We start from the raw sequence: 18,559 nt of genomic DNA, 5'->3' as shown, positions 1-18,559 counted from the left end.
GATCAGTGACATGGACGTTGACTGTCACACCATCGCGAGCAGGCTCGCTCCCACAAGGGATTTGTTGGGGATTCAAAGTCCGAGCAGCGACAACATGATAAACGTCGCAAACAGCACAAAGTGGGTCATGCCTTCGATGGCGTTGGTTTCGCCATCGTTGAGGTTGATTGCGCTGACGATCAGGGTGATGAAGATCATCACGGTCTGCCCCGGGGTCATGGCCATCTGGAACGGCTGGCCGGTGTAAAGCGCCATCGCTTCCGTCGCCGGCACCGTCAGAATCACCGTCGACAGCGACGCGCCCAAAGCGATGTTGACCACCGCCTGCATGTGGTTGGCCAGCGCCGCGCGCAACGCGGTCAGAATCTCCGGCGCCGCGGAAATCGCCGCCACCAGGATCGCCGTAACCACCGGAGGGGCGCCCGTCCCTTCCAGGCCCAGATCAAGGGTCTTGGACATCACTTCGGCAAGCGCGCCAATCACCACCACCCCGAACACCAGGATGCCGATGGACAACGCCAGGTTGATGGGTGCCGGTTCGCTTTCCAGGGGTTCCTTCTTGCGACGCTTGTCCGGATAGCTGTAGCTGAAAAAATAACTGTGCGGCCCGACTTGCATGCGCAGGAACAAAGCGTACAGCAACACCATCGCGCCAATGGTGAAGGCCGAGTAGAGCTTCCAGTTGGCCTCGGGAATGAACTCCGGCACCACCATCGACACCCCCATGGCGGTAAGGATCATCACGCTGTAGCTGCGCGCCGAATCATCGTTGTAGGACTGCTCGCCATGTTTGAGCCCGCCCATCAACGCCGCCAGACCGAGGATGCCGTTGATATCGAGCATCACCGCCGAATAAATCGTGTCCCGCACCAGAGTCTTCGAGGCTTCGTTACTCATCATGATCGCCAGGATCAGCACCTCCACCAGCACGGCGGCCAGGGTCAGGATCATGGTGCCGTAGGGGTCGCCGACTTTCTCCGCCAGCAATTCGGCCTGGTGAGCGACGCGCATGGAGGCAGCGACGATGAACGCAATCAACAGCAGTCCGCCGGTCAGTGCGATGGCCTGGCCGCTGTGCAGCAACCAGTGCTCCAGCGCGAAGGCAACAACCGCGGCAATCAGGGCCAGCAGCAGAAAGGTTTCTTGCTTGAGAACGGTGAGCATGTCGGGCCTTTTGCCGTGAAGGAGCGGATAAGCGACTGACTGTGAAGCGGCGCTAATAATTCGCAACACCTTAACGCACCAGCGCATTGCAGCCGTACAAGGCCATGCACTTTTTTTGGCCCTGCCGGCCTCTTCGCGAGCCAGTGCTTTGGTGGAAGCGAGCTTGCTCGCGAAGGCCGTTATGCGAATCAGGGCCATTTGTTGTCTTGTTGGTCAGCAATTTGCATTGACCCTGCCAACCACACAACAACATGGAGTTCCAATTCATGCACAAACGTCCGTTGAAGAAGCTGCTTTGCGCCATGACGGCGGCCATCGGTCTGAGCGCCAGCCTGTCCGCCAGTGCCACCGACCCGCTGAAAGTCGGCTTCGTCTATATCGGTCCGATCGGTGACCACGGCTGGACGTATCAGCATGAACAGGGACGCAAGGCGCTGGCGGAAAAATTCGGTCCGCAGATCACCACCAACTACGTGGAAAACGTCGCCGAGGGTGCCGACGCCGAACGGGTGATCCGCAACATGGCCAAGGACAAGTACGACCTGATCTTCACCACCTCCTTCGGCTACATGAACCCGACGCTGAAAGTCGCCAGACAATTTCCCAAAGTCACCTTCGAACACGCCACGGGCTACAAACAGGACAAGAACCTCGGCACCTACCTGGCGCGCACCTACGAGGGTCGCTATGTCGGCGGCTTCCTCGCGGCGAAGATGACCAAGACCAAGAAGATCGGCTACGTCGCGTCCTTTCCGATCCCGGAAGTGATCCGCGACATCAACGCCATTCAACTGGCCCTGAACAAGTACAACCCCGGCACCGAGATCAAGGTGGTGTGGGTCAACTCGTGGTTCGATCCGGGCAAGGAAGCCGATGCCGCCAACGCGCTGATCGACCAGGGCGTGGACGTGGTGTTCCAGCACACCGACAGCCCGGCACCGATCCAGGCCGCCGAGCGTCGAGGCGTGTATGCCGTCGGCTACGCTTCGGACATGGCGCACTTCGGGCCCAAAGCGGTGCTGACGTCCATCGTCAATGACTGGGCCCCGCACTACATTCAGGCAACCCAGAGCGTGATCGATCATGCCTGGAAATCCCAGGACTACTGGGGCGGCTTGAAAGAAGGCACGGTTGAACTGCCGATCAGCGACCTGGTGCCGGCGCCGGTGAAAGCCGAAGCCGAGCAGATCATCGCCGACATCAAGAGCGGTGCGTTGCACCCCTTCAGCGGGCCGATCAAGGATCAGGCCGGTGTCGAGAAAATCCCGGCGGGCGTGAGCGCGACCAATGCGGAGCTGGCGTCGATGAATTACTACGTGGAAGGCATGAAGGCCGAGATGCCGAAGTAATCCAGCGATCAACACAAAACCCTGTGGGAGCGGGCTTGCCCGCGATAGCGGACATTCAGTCAACAAAGATGCAGGATGTGCTGACGTCATCGCGGGCAAGCCCGCTCCCACAGGCTCCCCAGCGTTTTCCCGTTTGCGTACTCATCAGGACAATCGCATGACCAGCCTTCCCATCATCGACATCGCCCCGCTCTACAGCGACGACCAGAACGCCTGGTCTGACGTGGCAACGCAAATCGACCACGCTTGCCGCGAATGGGGCTTTTTCTATATCAAGGGCCACCCGATCAGCGCCGCACGGATCGACGCCGTACTCGGCAGCGCCAGGCGTTTCTTCGCTCAACCTGCGGCCGAAAAGCTCAAGATCGACATCACCCAGACCCGCCACCATCGCGGATATGGCGCCATCGCCACCGAGCAGCTTGACCCGAGCAAACCCAGCGACCTCAAAGAGACCTTCGACATGGGTCTGCACCTGCCCGCCGACCATCCCGAAGTGTTGGCGGAAAAACCCCTGCGTGGCCCGAATCGTCATCCGTCAGTGCCAGGCTGGGAAGCACTGATGGAGCAACACTACCTCGACATGCAGGCCCTCGCGCAAACGCTGTTGCGGGCGATGACCCTGGCGCTGGGGATCGAACGCGACTTTTTCGATACGCGCTTCAACGAACCCGTCAGCGTCTTGCGGATGATCCACTACCCGCCGCGTCACACCGCCAGCTCCGTCGAACAGCAAGGTGCCGGCGCCCACACCGATTACGGGTGCATCACCCTGCTCTATCAAGATGCCGCCGGCGGCCTGCAAGTCCGGAACGTAAAAGGCGAATGGATTGAGGCGCCCCCCATCGAAGGCACGTTCGTGGTCAATCTGGGGGACATGATGGCGCGCTGGAGCAATGACCGTTACCTGTCGACGCCACACCGGGTGATCAGCCCGCTGGGCGTGGATCGCTATTCGATGCCGTTCTTCGCCGAGCCACACCCCGACACGCGCATCGAATGCCTGCCCGGCTGTCAGGATGAGCTGCACCCGGCGAAATACCCGACCACCACCTGTGCCGAATTCCTGCTCTCGCGCTTCGCCGATACCTACGCCTATCGACGGGAACAGCAAGCGGTGTGATGAACCCCTCGGTCAGGTTTTACCAATTGTTGCAGCGAGCACCTGTAGAATGGCGACCATTGCACCTGATGAGAACAGACTATGTACGACTGGCTGAACGCCCTGCCCAAGGCAGAACTGCACCTGCACCTTGAGGGTTCGCTGGAACCCGAGCTGCTGTTCGCCCTGGCTGAACGCAACAAGATCGCCCTGCCGTGGAGCGACGTCGATACCTTGCGCAAGGCCTACGCCTTCAACAACCTGCAAGAGTTCCTCGACCTGTATTACCAGGGCGCTGACGTGTTGCGCACCTCCCAGGATTTCTACGACCTGACCTGGGCCTACCTGTTGCGTTGCAAGGCGCAGAACGTGATTCACACCGAACCGTTCTTCGACCCGCAGACCCACACCGACCGTGGCATTCCATTCGAAGTGGTGCTCAACGGCATCGCCGCCGCGTTGAAGGACGGTGAGCAGCAACTGGGAATCACCAGCGGTTTGATCCTGAGTTTCCTGCGTCACCTGAGCGAAGAACAAGCACAGAAGACCCTCGATCAGGCGCTGCCATTCCGTGACGCGTTCGTCGCCGTCGGCCTGGACAGTTCCGAGATGGGCCACCCGCCGAGCAAGTTCCAGCGCGTGTTCGATCGTGCCCGCGGCGAAGGCTTCCTCACTGTCGCCCACGCCGGTGAAGAAGGTCCGCCGGAGTACATCTGGGAAGCCCTCGACCTGCTGAAAATCCAGCGCATCGACCATGGTGTGCGCGCCATCGAAGACGAGCGCCTGATGCAACGCATCATCGATGAGCAAATCCCGCTGACCGTGTGCCCGTTGTCGAACACCAAGCTCCGCGTGTTCGATCACATGTCGCAGCACAACATTCTCGACATGCTCGAGCGTGGCGTGAAAGTGACCGTGAACTCGGATGACCCGGCGTACTTCGGCGGTTACGTCACCGAAAACTTCCATGCGTTGTACACCGATCTGGGCATGACCCAGGACCAGGCCAAGCGGTTGGCGCAGAACAGCCTGGATGCACGTTTGGTAAAACCGTAACCACACCGCAAAACCAATGTGGGAGCGCGCTTGCTCGCTCCCACAGGGTCAGCATTTAGCCGATGGACACCGGCTCGCTCAATTCCTCCAGTGTCTTGCCCCGCGTCTCCATCCCGAACACCCAGACCACCAGCGCCGCCAACGCAAAACACAACGCCCCCAGGGCGAACACCCCGCCCTGCCCGGTTATCGGGAACACCAGCCCGGTCACCAGAGGCCCGAGCAGCGAGCCCACACGACCAATCGCCGAGGCAAAACCCGAGCCGGTGGCCCGCGCCGATGTCGGGTACAGCTCCGGCGTGTAGGTATAGAGCACCGCCCACATGCCGAACAGGAAAAACTGCATCAGCAACCCCGAGGCGATCAGCAGGCTGACGTTGCCGCCAAACACCGCACTCTGCCCATAAAGAAACGCCATCACCCCGCCGCCGAGCAGCGTCACGACGCACACCGGCTTGCGTCCCCAGCGCTCCACCAGCCAGGCCGCCATCAGGAAACCGGGAATCCCGCCGAGGGAAATCAACACCGTGTAGTACACCGACTGAGTCACGGCAAAACCCGACTGTTGCAGCAAGGCACTGAGCCAGGAGGTCAGGCCATAGAAGCCGAGCAAGGCGAAGAACCAGACGCTCCAGATCATCATCGTGCGCTGGCGATACAGCGGCGACCAGATCTGCCTCAGTGCCGAGAAAAAGTTGCCCGGTTGACTGGCCACCTGCGGCAGGCGAATCGGCTCGGGCAAGTGCGAATGGCCCAATGAAGCCCTGACGCGCTCCTCGATACGCCGCAATACGGTATCCGCCGCCTCATGGTGACCGGCCTGCTCCAGCCAGCGCGGTGACTCGGGAATGAAAAAGCGGATCGCCAGGACGAACACCGCCGGCACCGCCAACACCAGGAAAATATCCCGCCAACCAATCACCGGCAGCAGGAAGTAGGAAAGCACCCCGGCCGCGACGAAGCCCAGCGGCCAGAAACCGTCCATCAAGGCGATGTAGCGTCCGCGCCGTTTGGCCGGAATCAGTTCGGACAGCATCGACTGAGCAATGGGAAACTCCATGCCCATGCCGATCCCCAACAGGATTCGGAACAACGTCAGTGTCTCTATCGTTTGCGCCGTGGAACACAGGTAGCTGGCGAGCCCCCACAACACGATGCTCCACTGGAACACCGGCTTACGCCCGAAGCGGTCGGCCAGCATTCCGGACAGCGACGCGCCCACCACCATCCCGAAAAAGCTCGAACTGGCCAGCAGCCCGGCCTGCGCGGTGCTCAGGCCGAACTCGGCTTTGATGGAACCGAGCAGGAACGTCATCATCGCCAGGTCCATGGAGTCGAAGAAAAACGCCAGGGCGATAATGATGAAAATGACGCGGTGATAACCGCTGATGGGCAGTCGTTCCAGACGTTCTGCCGCGCTGTAGCTTCGTGTGTCCATACCGCATCCCCCAATCCAGGAAGTCCCCCGGTTCGAGTGTGCGTGATAGCCATGGAGGGTTATTGCTGGATGCGACCTGTCCGGGCTTCTGAACGACGTCTGGCGCCCCAACCCCAGACGTCAGCCTGAAAAATGGCCGATGCCAAGTGTTTCGGGCCAATCACACAAGGGTGAGCGACCCGCCAGGGGCCGCGCAACGACACCTTGTTCTCGACTGGCCTCGATGCGCGCGACTTCCGTCAGGCCGAGGCCGAAACCGGCGGACGGGTGACGCCAGGATGCCTTCACCCGGTCTCGGGCTTGCTTCCAGGCAGCGAAGACGCGCGGGCGAAGTGCAGTTCTTCGGCAACGGCAAGGAAACAGCGCAGGTGTCGAAGATCCATGCCCTCACCTCGTCAAGCCATAGCACGATCCGGCCGGATGCCCAGCCAGCACAAGACACTGCCGGACAGAAGAAGCGCCACGGAAATACCGATAGACACATGCATACCGCGCATGAATGCCTCTGGCGCGGTATCCCGGACCAGGTAGCCAAAGACGGCCACGCCAAGCATGCCGCCAACCTGGCGAGCGGAGTTGAGCACCCCCGACGCGATGCCCGCGCGTGATGCATCTACCGAGGACAGCGTTGCATTGGTCATGGTCGGCACCATCAGCGCGGTGCCGCTGGCAGCCGACAGCATCGGAACGACCAGGAGCCAATAGCTGCCATCCACGCTGACCGGCATCAGCAGCAAGTAGCCAAAGGCCGCCAGCGTCAATCCCAACACCATCAACAGGCGAGCCCCCATACGCGTGATCAGTCGCCCTGCCAGCACATTGACTGCCATCAACACGATGGTCATGGGAAGGAAGGCCAACCCAGTCAACTGTGGCGAGAGTTGTTGCTGGATCTGGAAGAACAGACTGAACACGAAGATCAAGCCGTAATAGGCGAAGTTCACCACCACGCCCGCGACAGACGCCACGGTGAACGTCGGAATCCGGAACAGTTCCAATGGCAACATCGGCGAATGGCCGCAGGCTTCGATCCAGATGAAACCCAGGGTTGCGGCCATGGCCAGCAGGAAGCCACCTCGAACCAAATCGTGTCCCCAGCCAAGCGGCGCGGCTTCGGTCAACGCCATAGTCAGCGCCGCCAGCGCTAAGATGGCCGCTCCCTGGCCGGCCCAGTCGAGGCTGCGCCGATGGCTGCCGCCATGAGGCGCCACATAGCGCAGCGTCAGGTAGATCCCAATCAGGCCGATGGGAAGGTTGATAAGGAAAATGCTTCGCCAGCCCAAGTGCGTCACCAGTAAGCCGCCCAACACCGGGCCAGCCGCCAGCGACATACCGCCAAAAGCCCCCCACCAGCCCACCGCACGGCTGCGCTGCTCACGATCCGGGAAAGCCTGCTGTAGCATGGCCAGGGCGTTCGGCACCAGCAGCGCGGCCCCCAGCCCCTGGTTCAGCCGGGCGGCAATCAGGATTGGTAGGCTGCCGCTCAAGCCACACGCGGCCGATGCGAGCGTAAACACCACGAAGCCCAGGAGAAAGACGCGCCGGGCGCCAAGGCGGTCGCCGAGCGCACCACTGGTCAGCAGCAGTGCCGCAAAGACCAGCGTATAGGCATTGATGACCCATTGCAGGCCGGCCACATCGGTGACGAATTCCTTGCGCAAGGCATCCAGGGCGACATTGACGACGCTGACATCCAGCAGGACGACCACGAAGCCCAGCGCGGCCGCCAGCAGCGTGCCGCGCGCAGAAGGAGATGACGAAGACATGAGAAGTATCCAATAGAACCGAGTGCATCGCATGCTAGGGTTCGGGCATATCTGCGTAAATTCCCTATAATTGCACTCCATACTGGAGAAAACGCACAGATGTTCGACTGGGAGAATTTCCGACATTTCCTGGCGGTCGCCCGCACCGGCACCCTGTCGGGTGCCGCCCGGTCGCTGCAGGTGGACCACGCTACCGTGAGCCGCCGCCTGGCAGCGTTAGAAACTGAGTTGCAAGTCCCGTTGGTCGAACGCCTGCCTCGCTCCTGCCGACTCACGCCCGTCGGCTTGCAGATCTACGAGCAAGCCAAGTCCATGGAGACTTCGGCCTTTGCCGTGGAGCGCATGGCGCGTGCCAGCCAGGAGCCACTGGCGGGGAAAGTAACGCTCAGTGCGCCGCCCGTGCTGGTTACGCACTTGCTGGCGGGCCGGCTAGTGGATTTTCGCGTCGAGTATCCCGGCATCCAGCTCTCCGTTTCAGCGCAGGCGCAGCAGGTCTCGCTCAGCCGACGCGAGGCGGATGTCGCCTTGCGGCTGGTGCGTCCCAAGGAGTCGAGCAGCGTGGTCCGCAAGCTCGGGCAAATGTCTTTTGCCTTGTATGCGAGCCCGGAGTACGTGGCGATACATCGCCCTGAAGACTGGACCTTCATCGCCTATGACGCGCAGTTCGCCGATATGCCCCAACAACAATGGCTGCTGGGGATTGCCGGCAACCGGGCCGTTGGCTGCGAGCTGAGCGACATCAGCAGCCACTTGACGGCGGCGCGTGCCGGAGCCGGTGTTGCCGCTCTGCCAAGTTTTCTGGGTGATGAAGACCCCGGATTGGTGCGACTGGAACAAAAAGGTCCGCCGTTCTCGCGCGACATCTGGCTAGTCGTGCACCGCGATTTGCGCCGTTCCACGCCGGTGCGTGCCGTGATGGACTTTGTGGCCAAAGCCGTCACGGAGGAACCAGGACTTGGTTTGGAAGCACCGGCTCCGTTGCCATTGCCTTGATCCGATAAGCGACAACGACAGTCGGTGGTTGCGACACGGATATAGATGCGCGCAAACAGCTGCGTAGTCAGCTCATCCTCCCGCTCCTTGATAGCGCGACAACGGCGACTGTTCGATTCGCAGTCCTTCGGCCGCGCGAGCGAAGCGCGGTCCTTCAGCCACGGCCAGGAAGCAGCGCAAGTGACGAAGCTCCAAGCGTCACCCCTCCTTCGCTCCCTGTGGCCCAGGTAGATCCGTCAACAGCCGGGAAAATCCATAATCCATCGACGCTAGCCCATAGAGACCCGCGCGACGGCAAATGCGGTGGTGCCATGCGCCAGTCCAGGCATGTCGGTCAAAGAGCCCGCTGCCACGGCTAGCATGAACGCCGCCGTCATCAGTTGCATCGCCGCCCCAGCCCGCCCAGCGGGCTGCGGCGGTCGTGGCATCCGCAGCGTACTTTGCCAGCGTTGCGTCGTTCATCGGGCCTCGCTTGTCCGCCAGGGTTTCCTGGCCAACACAGTGGAAACCGCTAACGCCGCAAACAGCCAGCCGCTCCAGACTGTTCCCTGCATCCCTACCGCGTCGATGAAGCCGCCACCGACCGCCGCCCCCAGCATCACGCCAAAGTTGGCGGCAGAGACGTAAAGGCTGGTGGCAAACTCGGGCGCGTCCGGCGCCGCCGAGGTCATCCACATCTGGCTGACGATCAAGCCGCTGGTATGCGCAGCGCCCCACAGCAGACAGATCGGCAGCATGACTGCGAACGACGGCGAAGCGAACAACAGCGCACAATAGGCAGCCGCCAACACCACGGGATAGGCCAATACGGTCCAGGCAAGCTGACGGCCCAGCGCACGCCCGGCCAGCAGGTTGCCCAGCACACCGCCCACGCCAAAGACGCCCAGCAGCACACTGATCGCCTCGCCGCTCAGGTGCGCCTGCCGTGTCAGGTACTCGGCGGCGTAGCTATAAACGGAGAACATCGCGGCGAACACGCACAACGCCGCAGTGATCGACAGCCATACTGTCCGTCTGCGCAGGACCGCCAGAGCCTGTCCCGGCACGCTGGTCCTGGCCTCGCGCCTGGGCGGAAGCATGATCCACAACCCGGCTGCAGCTACCAGATTCACCACAGCACAGAAGTAGAACGAGGCCTCGTAGGACACCCTGGCCTCGATCCAGGTCGCCAGCGGCACGCCCAACACCAGCCCCAGCGTGGTGCCGAGGAACGCCATCGAGGTGGCATGCGCGGCGCGCTCCGCCGGGTACAGCGACACGGCCGCAGCGAAGGCCACCGAGAAGAACACCGGGTGCAGCAGCGCCGAAGGCACGCGCAGCGCCATCAGCACGCTGAAGCTGGGCGCCCAGGCCGACAGCAGACTGCACAGGCTGAAGACCAGCAGTGAGGCGGTCAGCACCTTGCGCCGGTCGAAGTGCGACAGCCACAGCACCATGGCCGGCCCGCAGACCGCGACCACACCCGCGAACAGCGCCACCAGCCAACCGGCCTGGGCCACACTGACGCCATGGCGCTGGACGACGGCCGGCTGGATGCCGACCACGCCGAACTCGACGGCATACAGACCGAACAGGCCAAGTGCGATGAAGAACAGAGGCTGGGTACCCTTCATGACCGTGCCTCGGTCTGCCGATCGGGCATCGCCGGGCATGAGCCGCCCGCCAGCGCCGGGGCGGGAAAGCCATGACGCCTGGCGGCCCACACCACCACCAGCGTTGCCGCCAGCAAACCCAGCAAGGCCGGTGCGAAGGCGCCGACGCCGAGGCGTTCGAGCAGCACGCCCCCGACGATGCCACCACCGGCAATCGCCGTGTTCCAGGCGGTGACCAGCATGGACTGCGCGACATCCGCTGCGTCTCCTGCCGTCTTGGCCAGTGCAGTCTGGAACAGCGTCGCCGAGCCGCCGAAGGCCAGGCCCCAGGCTGCCACCGCCGCATACACCACACCAGGCGTATCGTCCACCACGCTGAGCACCAGCGCGGCCAGGCCGAACACGACCGTGCTGGCGAGGGTCAGCGCACGCAGATGGCGGTCGATCAGTACGCCGATGCCCCAAATGCCCAGCAGGGACGAGACGCCGAACACCAGCAGTACCAGATCCGTCCGTTCGGCCATGCCCGCCGCCAACAGGAACGGTGCGATGTAGGTATAGAGGATGTTGTGGGCCAGCACGAAGGCCAGCACCACGAACAGCACCGGGCGCACGCCGGGCATCGTGAACACGTGCCCCGGCGACAATCGCTTGCACGCCGCCTGTCCGGCGAAGTCCGGCAACTTGATGCGCACCCACACCATGAGCACCAGCGCCAGTCCGCTCATGATGCCGAAGCACATCCGCCAGCCCACCCAATTGCCAAGGAAGGTGCCGGCCGGCACGCCGAGTGAAAGCGCCAATGGCGTGCCAACCATCGCAATGGCGATGGCCCGGCCCTTCTGATACTCGGGCACCATGCGCGCGGCATAACCCGCCAGCAGCGCCCACAGCAGCCCAGCCGACACCCCCGCCAGGAAGCGCGCCACCATGGTCAGGGCATAGCTGCCAGAAAACGTCGTGATGGTATTGGCGACGACGAAGCCCGCAATGGCCCCCAGCAGCAACGGGCGGCGGCGCACGCCCTGCGTGGCAGCGGTCAGCGGAATGGCCGCCACCAGAGAACCGATGGCATAGATCGTAACGGTCTGACCGACCCAGGCCTCGGACACCGCCAGACCCTGCGCCATCTGTGGCAATAGACCGGCCGGCAGCGCCTCGGTCAGGATAGTGATGAAAGCTGCCATGGCCAGCGCCAACAGCGAGGCCAGCGGCAGGCGGTCACGGGCCGTGGTGCTCATCCATGCAGATGGCGTCGTCATCAGCGCACCTCCAGCGCGCCATAGACGGCATCGCGCAACTCGGTGACGAAGCGACCGGACATGCCTTCGTACAAAGTGTTACTGAAGGCGACGACGCTCAGGTCCTGCGCCCGGTCCACGAACCACGAGTGGCCGTAGGCGCCGCCCCAGCGCCAGGTACCTACCGATTCGGGCGAAGCGGCCGGCCGAGGGTCGCGCAGTACCGAAAAGCCCAGGCCGAAACCGAAGCCTGGTGCAGCGGCCAACTCAAGACCACCGGTCTGGTCGCGTCCCATTTCCTCGACCAGTTCGCCGGACAGCAGCGCGCCGCCGCCCTGGCGCAGGACTTCCAGCAGGCGCAGGAAGTCCCCTGCCGTGCCGGCCATGCCAGCGCCACCCGACGGAAAGGCCTGCGCGTCGAAGATGCGGGCCGGGCTGTAGGCGATGCCGACGGCGCCCTCGAAGGCCGAAACGGTCTCGCCCTCAGCCAGCGGGTGCGGCTGCGGCACGTCGTTGACATAAGCAGCGGCTACGCGGTGTGCATCGCGGATGATGAAGCGGGTATCAGTCATGCCCAATGGGCCAGTCACCAACTGCCGCACCGCCTCGTCCAGCGGCGCGCCGTGGATGCGCTCGATCAGCGCGCCCAGCACGTCGGTCGCCAGCGAATAGCCCCAGTCGGTGCCTGGCTCGTACAGAAGCGGCACGCTAGCGAGGCGGCGCAGGTTCTCGTCCAGGGTTATGCCGGACGTATCCATGCCATCCGAGACGCCGGCCCGCGCATAGGGACCGTCTGCGTCGGCCTCGAAGAAGCGGTAGCCCAGCCCCGCCGTATGGCTGAGCAATTGCCGCGCCGTGATGCGCGCCTCGCGGCCATCGGCCAGGCTGGGCTGGAACCCGGGCAGCCAGCGCTCGATGCCCGCATCCAGGTCGAGCCGGCCTTGCGCCACCAAAACCAGCGCCGCCGTGGAGACGATGGGCTTGCTCACCGAAGCCAGCCGGAAGACCGTCTGCAGGGCCATCGGCCATGCGCTTTCGCGGTCGGCGAAACCGGCGGCCTGCTGATGGATCAGCTCGCCGTCTCGGGCGACCAGAACGACGGCACCGACCAGGCGATGGTCATCCAGTGCCTGCTGCACGACGGCCTGGATACGTGTGCACAGGTGCGCGGGTGGAACCCCCTGGCGCATGGGGAATATGGAACTCGTCATGGCAAGCGTCTCGATTCAATGGGCAATGCCTCGACGATAGAAACCTCTCGATTAAAGAAAAAGTAGGCTACAGTTCCTTAATGTGCGGAACTAAGTGTCCGCAATCGTGAGGAGTGCGGGTCGTGGACAGCCTGAATGGCTTCGTGGTGTTCGTGCAGGTCGCCGAGACGCGCAGCTTCGTCGCCGCCGGCCGGCTGCTGGGCGTGTCGGCCTCGGCCGTCGGCAAGAGTGTGGCGCGGCTGGAAGAGAAGCTGGGGGTACGCCTGTTCCACCGCAGCACGCGCAGCGTCACGTTGACGGCCGAGGGCGCACTGTTCCTGGAGCGCAGCCGCCGCATCCTGGCCGAGATCGAGGCGGCGGAACTGGAGCTGTCGCAAGCCACCGCCGCACCGCGTGGGCGCCTGCGCGTGAGCCTGCCACTGGTCAGCTCGCTGGTGCTGCCGGTACTTGGCGAGTTCATGCGCGAGTACCCCGAGATCGAGCTGGACCTGGACTTCACCGACCGGATGGTCGATGTGGTCGAGGACGGCTTCGATGCCGTGGTGCGCACAGGCGAACCGGCCGACTCGCGCCTGTCGGCCCGCCGTCTGGGCACCTTCCAGATGCGGCTTGTGGCCTCGCCGGATTATCTGGCGCGCAGAGGTACACCCGTGGCGCCAGCCGATCTGCGGCCGCACACCTGCCTGCACTATCGCTTTCCCAACAGCGGCAAGCTGGAGACCTGGGCGCTGCGGCAAACGCCCGGCGAGCCCGAGTTGCAATTGCCCACCTCGATGATCTGCAACAACATCGAGACGCGCGTGTGTTTTGCACTGCAAGGACTGGGGATCGCTTACCTGCCGGACTTCGCCATCCGCGAGCCATTGGCCGATGGTCGGCTCAAGCCGATACTGGCCGACTATGTGGAGCGCAGCGGCGTGTTCCATGTACTGTGGCCGGCGAGCAAACACCCCTCGCCAAAGGTCCGGGCTTTGGTCGATTTCCTGTGCGCGCGGGTGTTCCCGGCCACGAAGAGCAAGACACCCAGACCCGGAGGTCAGCGCAGTCGATAATGAGGCGTGGCCCATACTGCCTCAACTGCTGGGTATGACAGCCGTCAGCAAGCTCATCAATCGGCTGAAAACGCGCCAGGGAACGAAGCGGCTGCATCGCACGACGCGCAAGCTGCAACTCACGCCAGAAGGCGGCGCCTTCCATGAACGCTGCCCGCGCATCCTCGACGACATCGACTGCGCCGAGCATGAGGCCGCGCAAGTTGGATCGCCGCGTGGGCGCGTGCGGATCAACAACCATGTGGCCTTCGGCGTCCACTACCTGTTGCCGCGCCTGGCGGAATTTCTGCAACGCTACCCGGACGTTCAATTGGACGTGACACTGAGCGACATCGTGGTCGATCTGCTGGACGATCGCAGCGACACGTTGGGATGTATCGGGACGTGGCGGCACGGGTTGGTGCCATCAGACCGGTAGCCCCGCACTTCGGAAAAGTTGAACATCTTGCGCATCACGCTGAACATGCGGTCCGCGTCCGCGGGCTTGTTCGACGGTCAGCTCCCCGTACAGGCCCAAGGCAGGCTTGCAGCGTTCACCGGCGTTCGCGCGGTACTGAACGGTGTCACCTTGCACAGGAAGCCAGGCACCAGCGTGTCCCGGAGTTCGGAGGCCTGCGTCTGGGATTGTGCCGCATCGATTGTGGACTTGGTGAGCTTGATTTTCGCCATGATGACTCCTCGGAAAGACCCGATACCCAGAAGCCTTATAGGGGCCAGCACAGGGGAGCCGGGTCAGGTTCGAAAAGCACCGGCATATGTTGAACTCGCCTAAGTTATTGACAAACCTGCTGTATCAGGCTTCGGCGTAGTCCAGCGAAGTTCGGTGCTTGAGTCATGGTGAAATGAAAAAGCCCTAGAGCGCCAGTTCCAGCTCGGTTTCCTTGGCAAAGCGGTGAATTTCACGCTGCCCGGCGGCGGTAATCTGCAAGGCCCGCGAATCGTTGGCCAGGCTCAACCAACCTGATTGCATGAACAGCTGCAACAACGCAGCCCCCAATGAGCCGCCCAGGTGAGCACGTCTTTCGCTCCAGTCCGGGCATGCGCACGCGACCCGGCCGTTGCGATGGGCCAGTGCCTGGATGTAGACACCACGGGTCGCGAGCTCCGTCGAACCCTTGAACGTGATCGTGACACGCTGATCGAACTGTTCGATCCAGCCTGAATCCAGTAACCGCTGATACAGGTCAGCGGCCAGTGTGCCGCCCAAATGATCATCGCAAAGTCGGGCACGCAACAATGGCGAACGGGTCGGCAGCGATTTGGCCAGGGGCGCGGTGCGTTTGAAAATGTCAGGGATATTCTGTGGCGTGCTGGCAATCGTCGCACTGGCCAGGGCTTCGATCGCCGCTCCGATTTCAGGGGCGGCCAGGCGAAAGAAACGCTTGCGCCCGCGGGGCTCGACCTTCAGCAGACCTCCGGCGGACAAACGCCCCAGATGCGCACTGGCCGAAGAGGGTGACAGACCCGCCAACAACGCCAACTCTTCGGTCTGTCGTGCCGAGCCGTCCATCAAGGCCCACATCATTGCGCTGCGCTTTGGGTCAGCCAGCAAGGTGGCTATCTGGCTGATGCAAGGTGCATGTTCCATGTATTCACTCCCTGTTGAATCGTTTCGTCTACTGCCCACGGGACATCTTGAGCAGTAATGTGTCGTCGGCCAAGACGCGATAACCGCCATTCACCGGACAAAACCATCGCTCACTCAAGCCCTCACCGGACAAGGGTTGCAGAGGGCAGACGACGGGATATGGGGCAAGGTCGGCTCCAGCGAGGCCTCGCCATTCGGATCGACGGTGCGGACATGAGGCGAGCGCTAGTATAGGCGGGTTGGCGCCTGGTTCCTGCCCTCCGCGAAGCGTTGGTGGTGATAGTTCCTGAGGGAAATTTCGCTTTTTTCCTGCGATTAATGATCGATGCCCGCCAACCCCGGAAAATGACTGCTCAACCGCGCACATCGGCTGGCCAGCATTTCTCGCAAAAGGTTCACTGGCTTACTCAGTTGGGCGCGATGGGCGCACAGCAGATTCAGCGGTGCGCGCTCGCAGAGCAGCTCGGGCATCAGCACCTTCAAACGGCCGGCGAGTACATCGGCCGCCACATCAAGCCAGGATTTGTAGGCGACTCCAGCCCCTGCCACCGCCCACAAACGCACCACGTCGGCATCATCACTGAAGCGATCGCCACTGACGGTCAGGCTGACCGCGCGCTTGCCATCGTGGAAACTCCAGTGGTCGTGGACGCGACTGCCGAGCATGAACAGCAGGCAATTGTGTTGGGCCAGTTGCTCCAATTGCCGTGGCTCGCCATGCCGGGCCAGATAATCCGGTGAAGCGCAGAGGACTCGCCGGTTCTGCGGGGCGATGGGCAATGCCACCAGGCTGGAGTCTTCCGGCTCGCCATAACGCAAGGCAATGTCCACCGGCTGACGAAAAAGATCGGCGATGCGGTCGCCCAGCAACAGACGCACGGTGAGTTTCGGGTGCTCACGCTGAAACTCGTCGAGCCAGGGCAACAACAGGTTGCGACCGAAGTCCGACGGTGCCGACAACTGCAACACGCCGCTGACCTGGTCCTGCCCGCTGGCCAACAAACGCCGGCCCTCGTCGAGATTGCTCAGGGCCGCCCGGGCGTATTCGAGAAAGCCTTCGCCCTCGACGGTCAGACGCAAGCTGCGGGTTGAACGGGCCAGCAGGCGGGCGCCGAGCTGCTGTTCGATGCGTTTCAAGGCGGCACTGGCCACCGCCGCCGACATGTCCATACCCCGCGCGGCCGCCGACAGACTGCCCAGGTCCGCCGCCCGGACAAACAACTGCAAGTCATCGAAACGCAGCATTTGAAGCCTCGATTATCAAAAAAATATTGAAAGAGACTGCTCTTTTAGCGGGTTTTATCTTCACTAGAAATAGCCAATCATCTCTCCATCGAAATCACCCCGCTCCCGGAGTCGAAGATGTCCCAGCCTTTTACCGCTATCGCCACCCTCATCGCCAAACCCGGCCAGCAGGGCGCCCTCGAACAGCACTTGCGGGCGCTGGTGGAGCCGACTCGTGCCGAGGCGGGTTGCGGGCAATACGATCTGCATCAGGACCTGGCCAATCCACTGGCCTTCTACATGATCGAGCGCTGGAGCAGCGATGAAGCCCTGCAAGCCCATGACGCCAGTGCCCATATCCAGCACTTCCGCGCCAGGGCCGGGGATTTTCTCGAACACTTCGAACTCAAGCGCCTGCAAGCCCTCGCCTGATTCTTTCTTCTATTAGTTAACGGAGCCCTCCATGAAAGCCATCGCCTATTACGCCTCCCTGCCGATCAGCGACGAAAAATCCCTGCAAGACATCGAACTGCCGGAGCCTGTCGCCGGGCCCCGCGACCTGTTGGTGGAAGTCAAAGCCATATCGGTCAACCCGGTGGACACCAAGGTCCGCCAGAACGTCCAGCCTGAGGGCGGCGCGGCCAAGGTGCTGGGCTGGGACGTGGCCGGTGTGGTCAAAGCCGTTGGCAGCGAAGTGACCCTGTTCAAGACCGGCGACAAGGTGTTCTACGCAGGCTCCATCGCCCGCGCCGGTGGTAACAGCGAACTGCACGTGGTGGATGAACGGATCGTCGGCCACATGCCCAAAACCCTGGGATTCGCCGAAGCGGCCGCCCTGCCGCTGACCGCCATCACGGCGTGGGAACTGCTCTTCGAACGCCTGCAAGTACGCGAAGGCAACGTCGATGAAGGCCAGAGCCTGCTGATTGTCGGCGCAGCCGGCGGTGTCGGCTCGATCCTCACGCAACTGGCGAAACAACTCACTGGCCTGAACGTCATCGGCACCGCTTCGCGTCCGCAAACCCAAAGCTGGGTGAAAGCCTTGGGCGCCGACCGGGTGGTCGATCACAGCCAGCCGCTGAGCGAAGCACTCAAACACGCCGGTATCGAACACGTGACCCACGTTGCCAGCCTGACCCAGACCGATCATCACCTCGATCAACTGGTCGAGGCATTGGCACCGCAAGGCAAGCTGGCACTGATCGATGACCCGAAAACCCTCGACGTGACCAAGCTCAAGCGCAAGAGCCTGTCACTGCACTGGGAGTTCATGTACACCCGCTCACTGTTCGAAACCGCCGACATGATCGAGCAGCACAAACTGCTCAATCGCGTGGCACAGTTGATCGATGCCGGGACGCTGAAAACCACGGTTGGCGAGCACTTCGGCACAATCAACGCGACGAATTTGCGTCGAGCCCATGCGCTGCTCGAGAGCGGAAAGTCCAAGGGCAAGATTGTGCTGGAAGGCTTCTAGGCCGATGGCTTCGGTGTCGCCCCGAGCACGGGCGACACCGTCAGTCAGAAGCTTGATCCTTGTCACAATTGCGATCGTATTCAGGACTACAATTGACACCTCTGTGAGACACATTTTTATCTGAGGAGGTCAGTAATGAAGATCCTGATAAAAGAATTGGCAAAGTCCCAGTGGCAAGTTCGTCTGGACCAACATGCGGTGACTTTCCGCAGCGAAGCCGAAGCCCGCGCCTTCACCAACACGCTTGAAGCGCGCTTGCAGGCCCCCCATCAAATTCCCGACCGTCAGCAGCGAGCTGCCGGCTGA

Annotated in this window: 17 protein-coding genes and 3 pseudogenes; 9 read left to right on the top strand and 11 right to left on the bottom strand. The window is 62.5% G+C overall.

Translation table 11 applies throughout. The features are described from left to right. Positions 1 to 72: 72 nt before the first annotated feature. A complete protein-coding gene (locus JQF37_RS16235; RefSeq protein ID WP_130206510.1) occupies positions 73 to 1,164 on the bottom strand; it encodes a calcium:proton antiporter in 1,092 nt (363 codons plus the stop codon). A 266-nt stretch (positions 1,165 to 1,430) separates the two neighbouring features. On the opposite strand from JQF37_RS16235, the gene JQF37_RS16230 reads away from it, so the two are divergent. The 3 genes from JQF37_RS16230 (at position 1,431) to JQF37_RS16220 (ending at position 4,671) form a co-directional block, all read left to right on the top strand. Continuing rightward, positions 1,431 to 2,513 carry a BMP family ABC transporter substrate-binding protein gene (locus JQF37_RS16230; protein WP_130206508.1) on the top strand — a complete coding sequence of 361 codons (1,083 nt, stop codon included), beginning with the start codon at positions 1,431 to 1,433 and terminating at the stop codon, positions 2,511 to 2,513. Between the two features lie 157 nt (positions 2,514 to 2,670). Continuing rightward, a complete protein-coding gene (locus tag JQF37_RS16225; RefSeq protein ID WP_130206506.1) occupies positions 2,671 to 3,636 on the top strand; it encodes a 2-oxoglutarate and iron-dependent oxygenase domain-containing protein in 966 nt (321 codons plus the stop codon). A gap of 81 nt (positions 3,637 to 3,717) precedes the next feature. After that, a complete protein-coding gene (locus JQF37_RS16220) occupies positions 3,718 to 4,671 on the top strand; it encodes an adenosine deaminase (RefSeq protein ID WP_103403227.1) in 954 nt (317 codons plus the stop codon). Positions 4,672 to 4,726: 55 nt separating this feature from the next. Here the strand turns inward: JQF37_RS16220 and JQF37_RS16215 are convergent, their stop codons facing one another. From JQF37_RS16215 to JQF37_RS16210, 3 genes and pseudogenes are all read right to left on the bottom strand, one after another. After that, entirely contained in the window at positions 4,727 to 6,109 is a 1,383-nt protein-coding gene (locus tag JQF37_RS16215; protein ID WP_130206504.1) for an MFS transporter, read from the bottom strand. Between the two features lie 165 nt (positions 6,110 to 6,274). After that, positions 6,275 to 6,373 (bottom strand): annotated as a pseudogene (locus tag JQF37_RS31420) (LysR family transcriptional regulator); the annotation flags it as partial. A gap of 131 nt (positions 6,374 to 6,504) precedes the next feature. After that, a complete protein-coding gene (locus tag JQF37_RS16210; RefSeq protein WP_130206502.1) occupies positions 6,505 to 7,875 on the bottom strand; it encodes an MFS transporter in 1,371 nt (456 codons plus the stop codon). 99 nt (positions 7,876 to 7,974) lie between these two features. Here JQF37_RS16210 and JQF37_RS16205 point away from each other — a divergent pair, with 99 nt between their 5' ends. Continuing rightward, positions 7,975 to 8,868, top strand: a complete 894-nt coding sequence (locus tag JQF37_RS16205) for a LysR family transcriptional regulator (protein WP_130206500.1) — start codon at positions 7,975 to 7,977, stop codon at positions 8,866 to 8,868. Between the two features lie 47 nt (positions 8,869 to 8,915). Here the strand turns inward: JQF37_RS16205 and JQF37_RS16200 are convergent. The 4 genes and pseudogenes from JQF37_RS16200 to JQF37_RS16185 all read right to left on the bottom strand — a co-directional run. Next, positions 8,916 to 9,063, bottom strand: a pseudogene (locus JQF37_RS16200) (LysR family transcriptional regulator); the annotation flags it as partial. Between the two features lie 263 nt (positions 9,064 to 9,326). Then, positions 9,327 to 10,481, bottom strand: a complete 1,155-nt coding sequence (locus JQF37_RS16195; RefSeq protein ID WP_130206498.1) for an MFS transporter — start codon at positions 10,479 to 10,481, stop codon at positions 9,327 to 9,329. Further along, positions 10,478 to 11,701: an MFS transporter gene (locus JQF37_RS16190; RefSeq protein ID WP_130206529.1), complete on the bottom strand. Its 1,224-nt coding sequence runs from the start codon at positions 11,699 to 11,701 to the stop codon at positions 10,478 to 10,480. Before JQF37_RS16190 ends, JQF37_RS16195 begins: the two co-directional genes overlap by 4 nt. Positions 11,702 to 11,721: 20 nt before the next feature. Then, positions 11,722 to 12,891 carry a serine hydrolase domain-containing protein gene (locus JQF37_RS16185; protein ID WP_204149695.1) on the bottom strand — a complete coding sequence of 390 codons (1,170 nt, stop codon included), beginning with the start codon at positions 12,889 to 12,891 and terminating at the stop codon, positions 11,722 to 11,724. Positions 12,892 to 13,034: 143 nt separating this feature from the next. On the opposite strand from JQF37_RS16185, the gene JQF37_RS16180 reads away from it, so the two are divergent. Both JQF37_RS16180 and JQF37_RS16175 read left to right on the top strand, forming a co-directional pair. Further along, positions 13,035 to 13,964: a LysR family transcriptional regulator gene (locus tag JQF37_RS16180; protein ID WP_130206494.1), complete on the top strand. Its 930-nt coding sequence runs from the start codon at positions 13,035 to 13,037 to the stop codon at positions 13,962 to 13,964. Between the two features lie 34 nt (positions 13,965 to 13,998). Further along, entirely contained in the window at positions 13,999 to 14,382 is a 384-nt protein-coding gene (locus JQF37_RS16175; RefSeq protein WP_223272666.1) for a LysR family transcriptional regulator, read from the top strand. Here the strand turns inward: JQF37_RS16175 and JQF37_RS16170 are convergent. The 3 genes and pseudogenes from JQF37_RS16170 to JQF37_RS16160 all read right to left on the bottom strand — a co-directional run. Then, a pseudogene (locus tag JQF37_RS16170) lies at positions 14,334 to 14,633 on the bottom strand (Arm DNA-binding domain-containing protein); the annotation flags it as partial. The gene JQF37_RS16175 and the pseudogene JQF37_RS16170 sit on opposite strands and share 49 nt — an antisense overlap. A 184-nt stretch (positions 14,634 to 14,817) precedes the next feature. Further along, the gene (locus JQF37_RS16165) at positions 14,818 to 15,552 is read right to left on the bottom strand and encodes a helix-turn-helix transcriptional regulator (protein WP_130206492.1); all 735 of its coding nucleotides are present in this window, start codon (positions 15,550 to 15,552) and stop codon (positions 14,818 to 14,820) included. Positions 15,553 to 15,867: 315 nt separating this feature from the next. After that, positions 15,868 to 16,797 (bottom strand): LysR family transcriptional regulator, encoded by a 930-nt coding sequence (locus JQF37_RS16160; RefSeq protein WP_130206490.1) that lies wholly within the window; start codon positions 16,795 to 16,797, stop codon positions 15,868 to 15,870. Between the two features lie 117 nt (positions 16,798 to 16,914). Here JQF37_RS16160 and JQF37_RS16155 point away from each other — a divergent pair, with 117 nt between their 5' ends. The 3 genes from JQF37_RS16155 to JQF37_RS16145 all read left to right on the top strand — a co-directional run bounded on the left by JQF37_RS16155 (position 16,915) and on the right by JQF37_RS16145 (position 18,559). After that, complete coding sequence (locus tag JQF37_RS16155) at positions 16,915 to 17,208, top strand: putative quinol monooxygenase (RefSeq protein WP_130206488.1); 294 nt, start codon at positions 16,915 to 16,917, stop codon at positions 17,206 to 17,208. 31 nt (positions 17,209 to 17,239) lie between these two features. Further along, positions 17,240 to 18,253 carry a zinc-binding alcohol dehydrogenase family protein gene (locus tag JQF37_RS16150; protein WP_130206486.1) on the top strand — a complete coding sequence of 338 codons (1,014 nt, stop codon included), beginning with the start codon at positions 17,240 to 17,242 and terminating at the stop codon, positions 18,251 to 18,253. Positions 18,254 to 18,388: 135 nt separating this feature from the next. Continuing rightward, positions 18,389 to 18,559, top strand: a complete 171-nt coding sequence (locus JQF37_RS16145; protein ID WP_167361795.1) for a hypothetical protein — start codon at positions 18,389 to 18,391, stop codon at positions 18,557 to 18,559.

This window comes from Pseudomonas sp. MIL9, assembly GCF_016887925.1.
GTDB classification, from domain to species: domain Bacteria; phylum Pseudomonadota; class Gammaproteobacteria; order Pseudomonadales; family Pseudomonadaceae; genus Aquipseudomonas; species Aquipseudomonas mohnii.
Note: the sequence above shows the minus strand (reverse complement) of the source record. Positions and strands in the feature narration are given on the sequence as shown.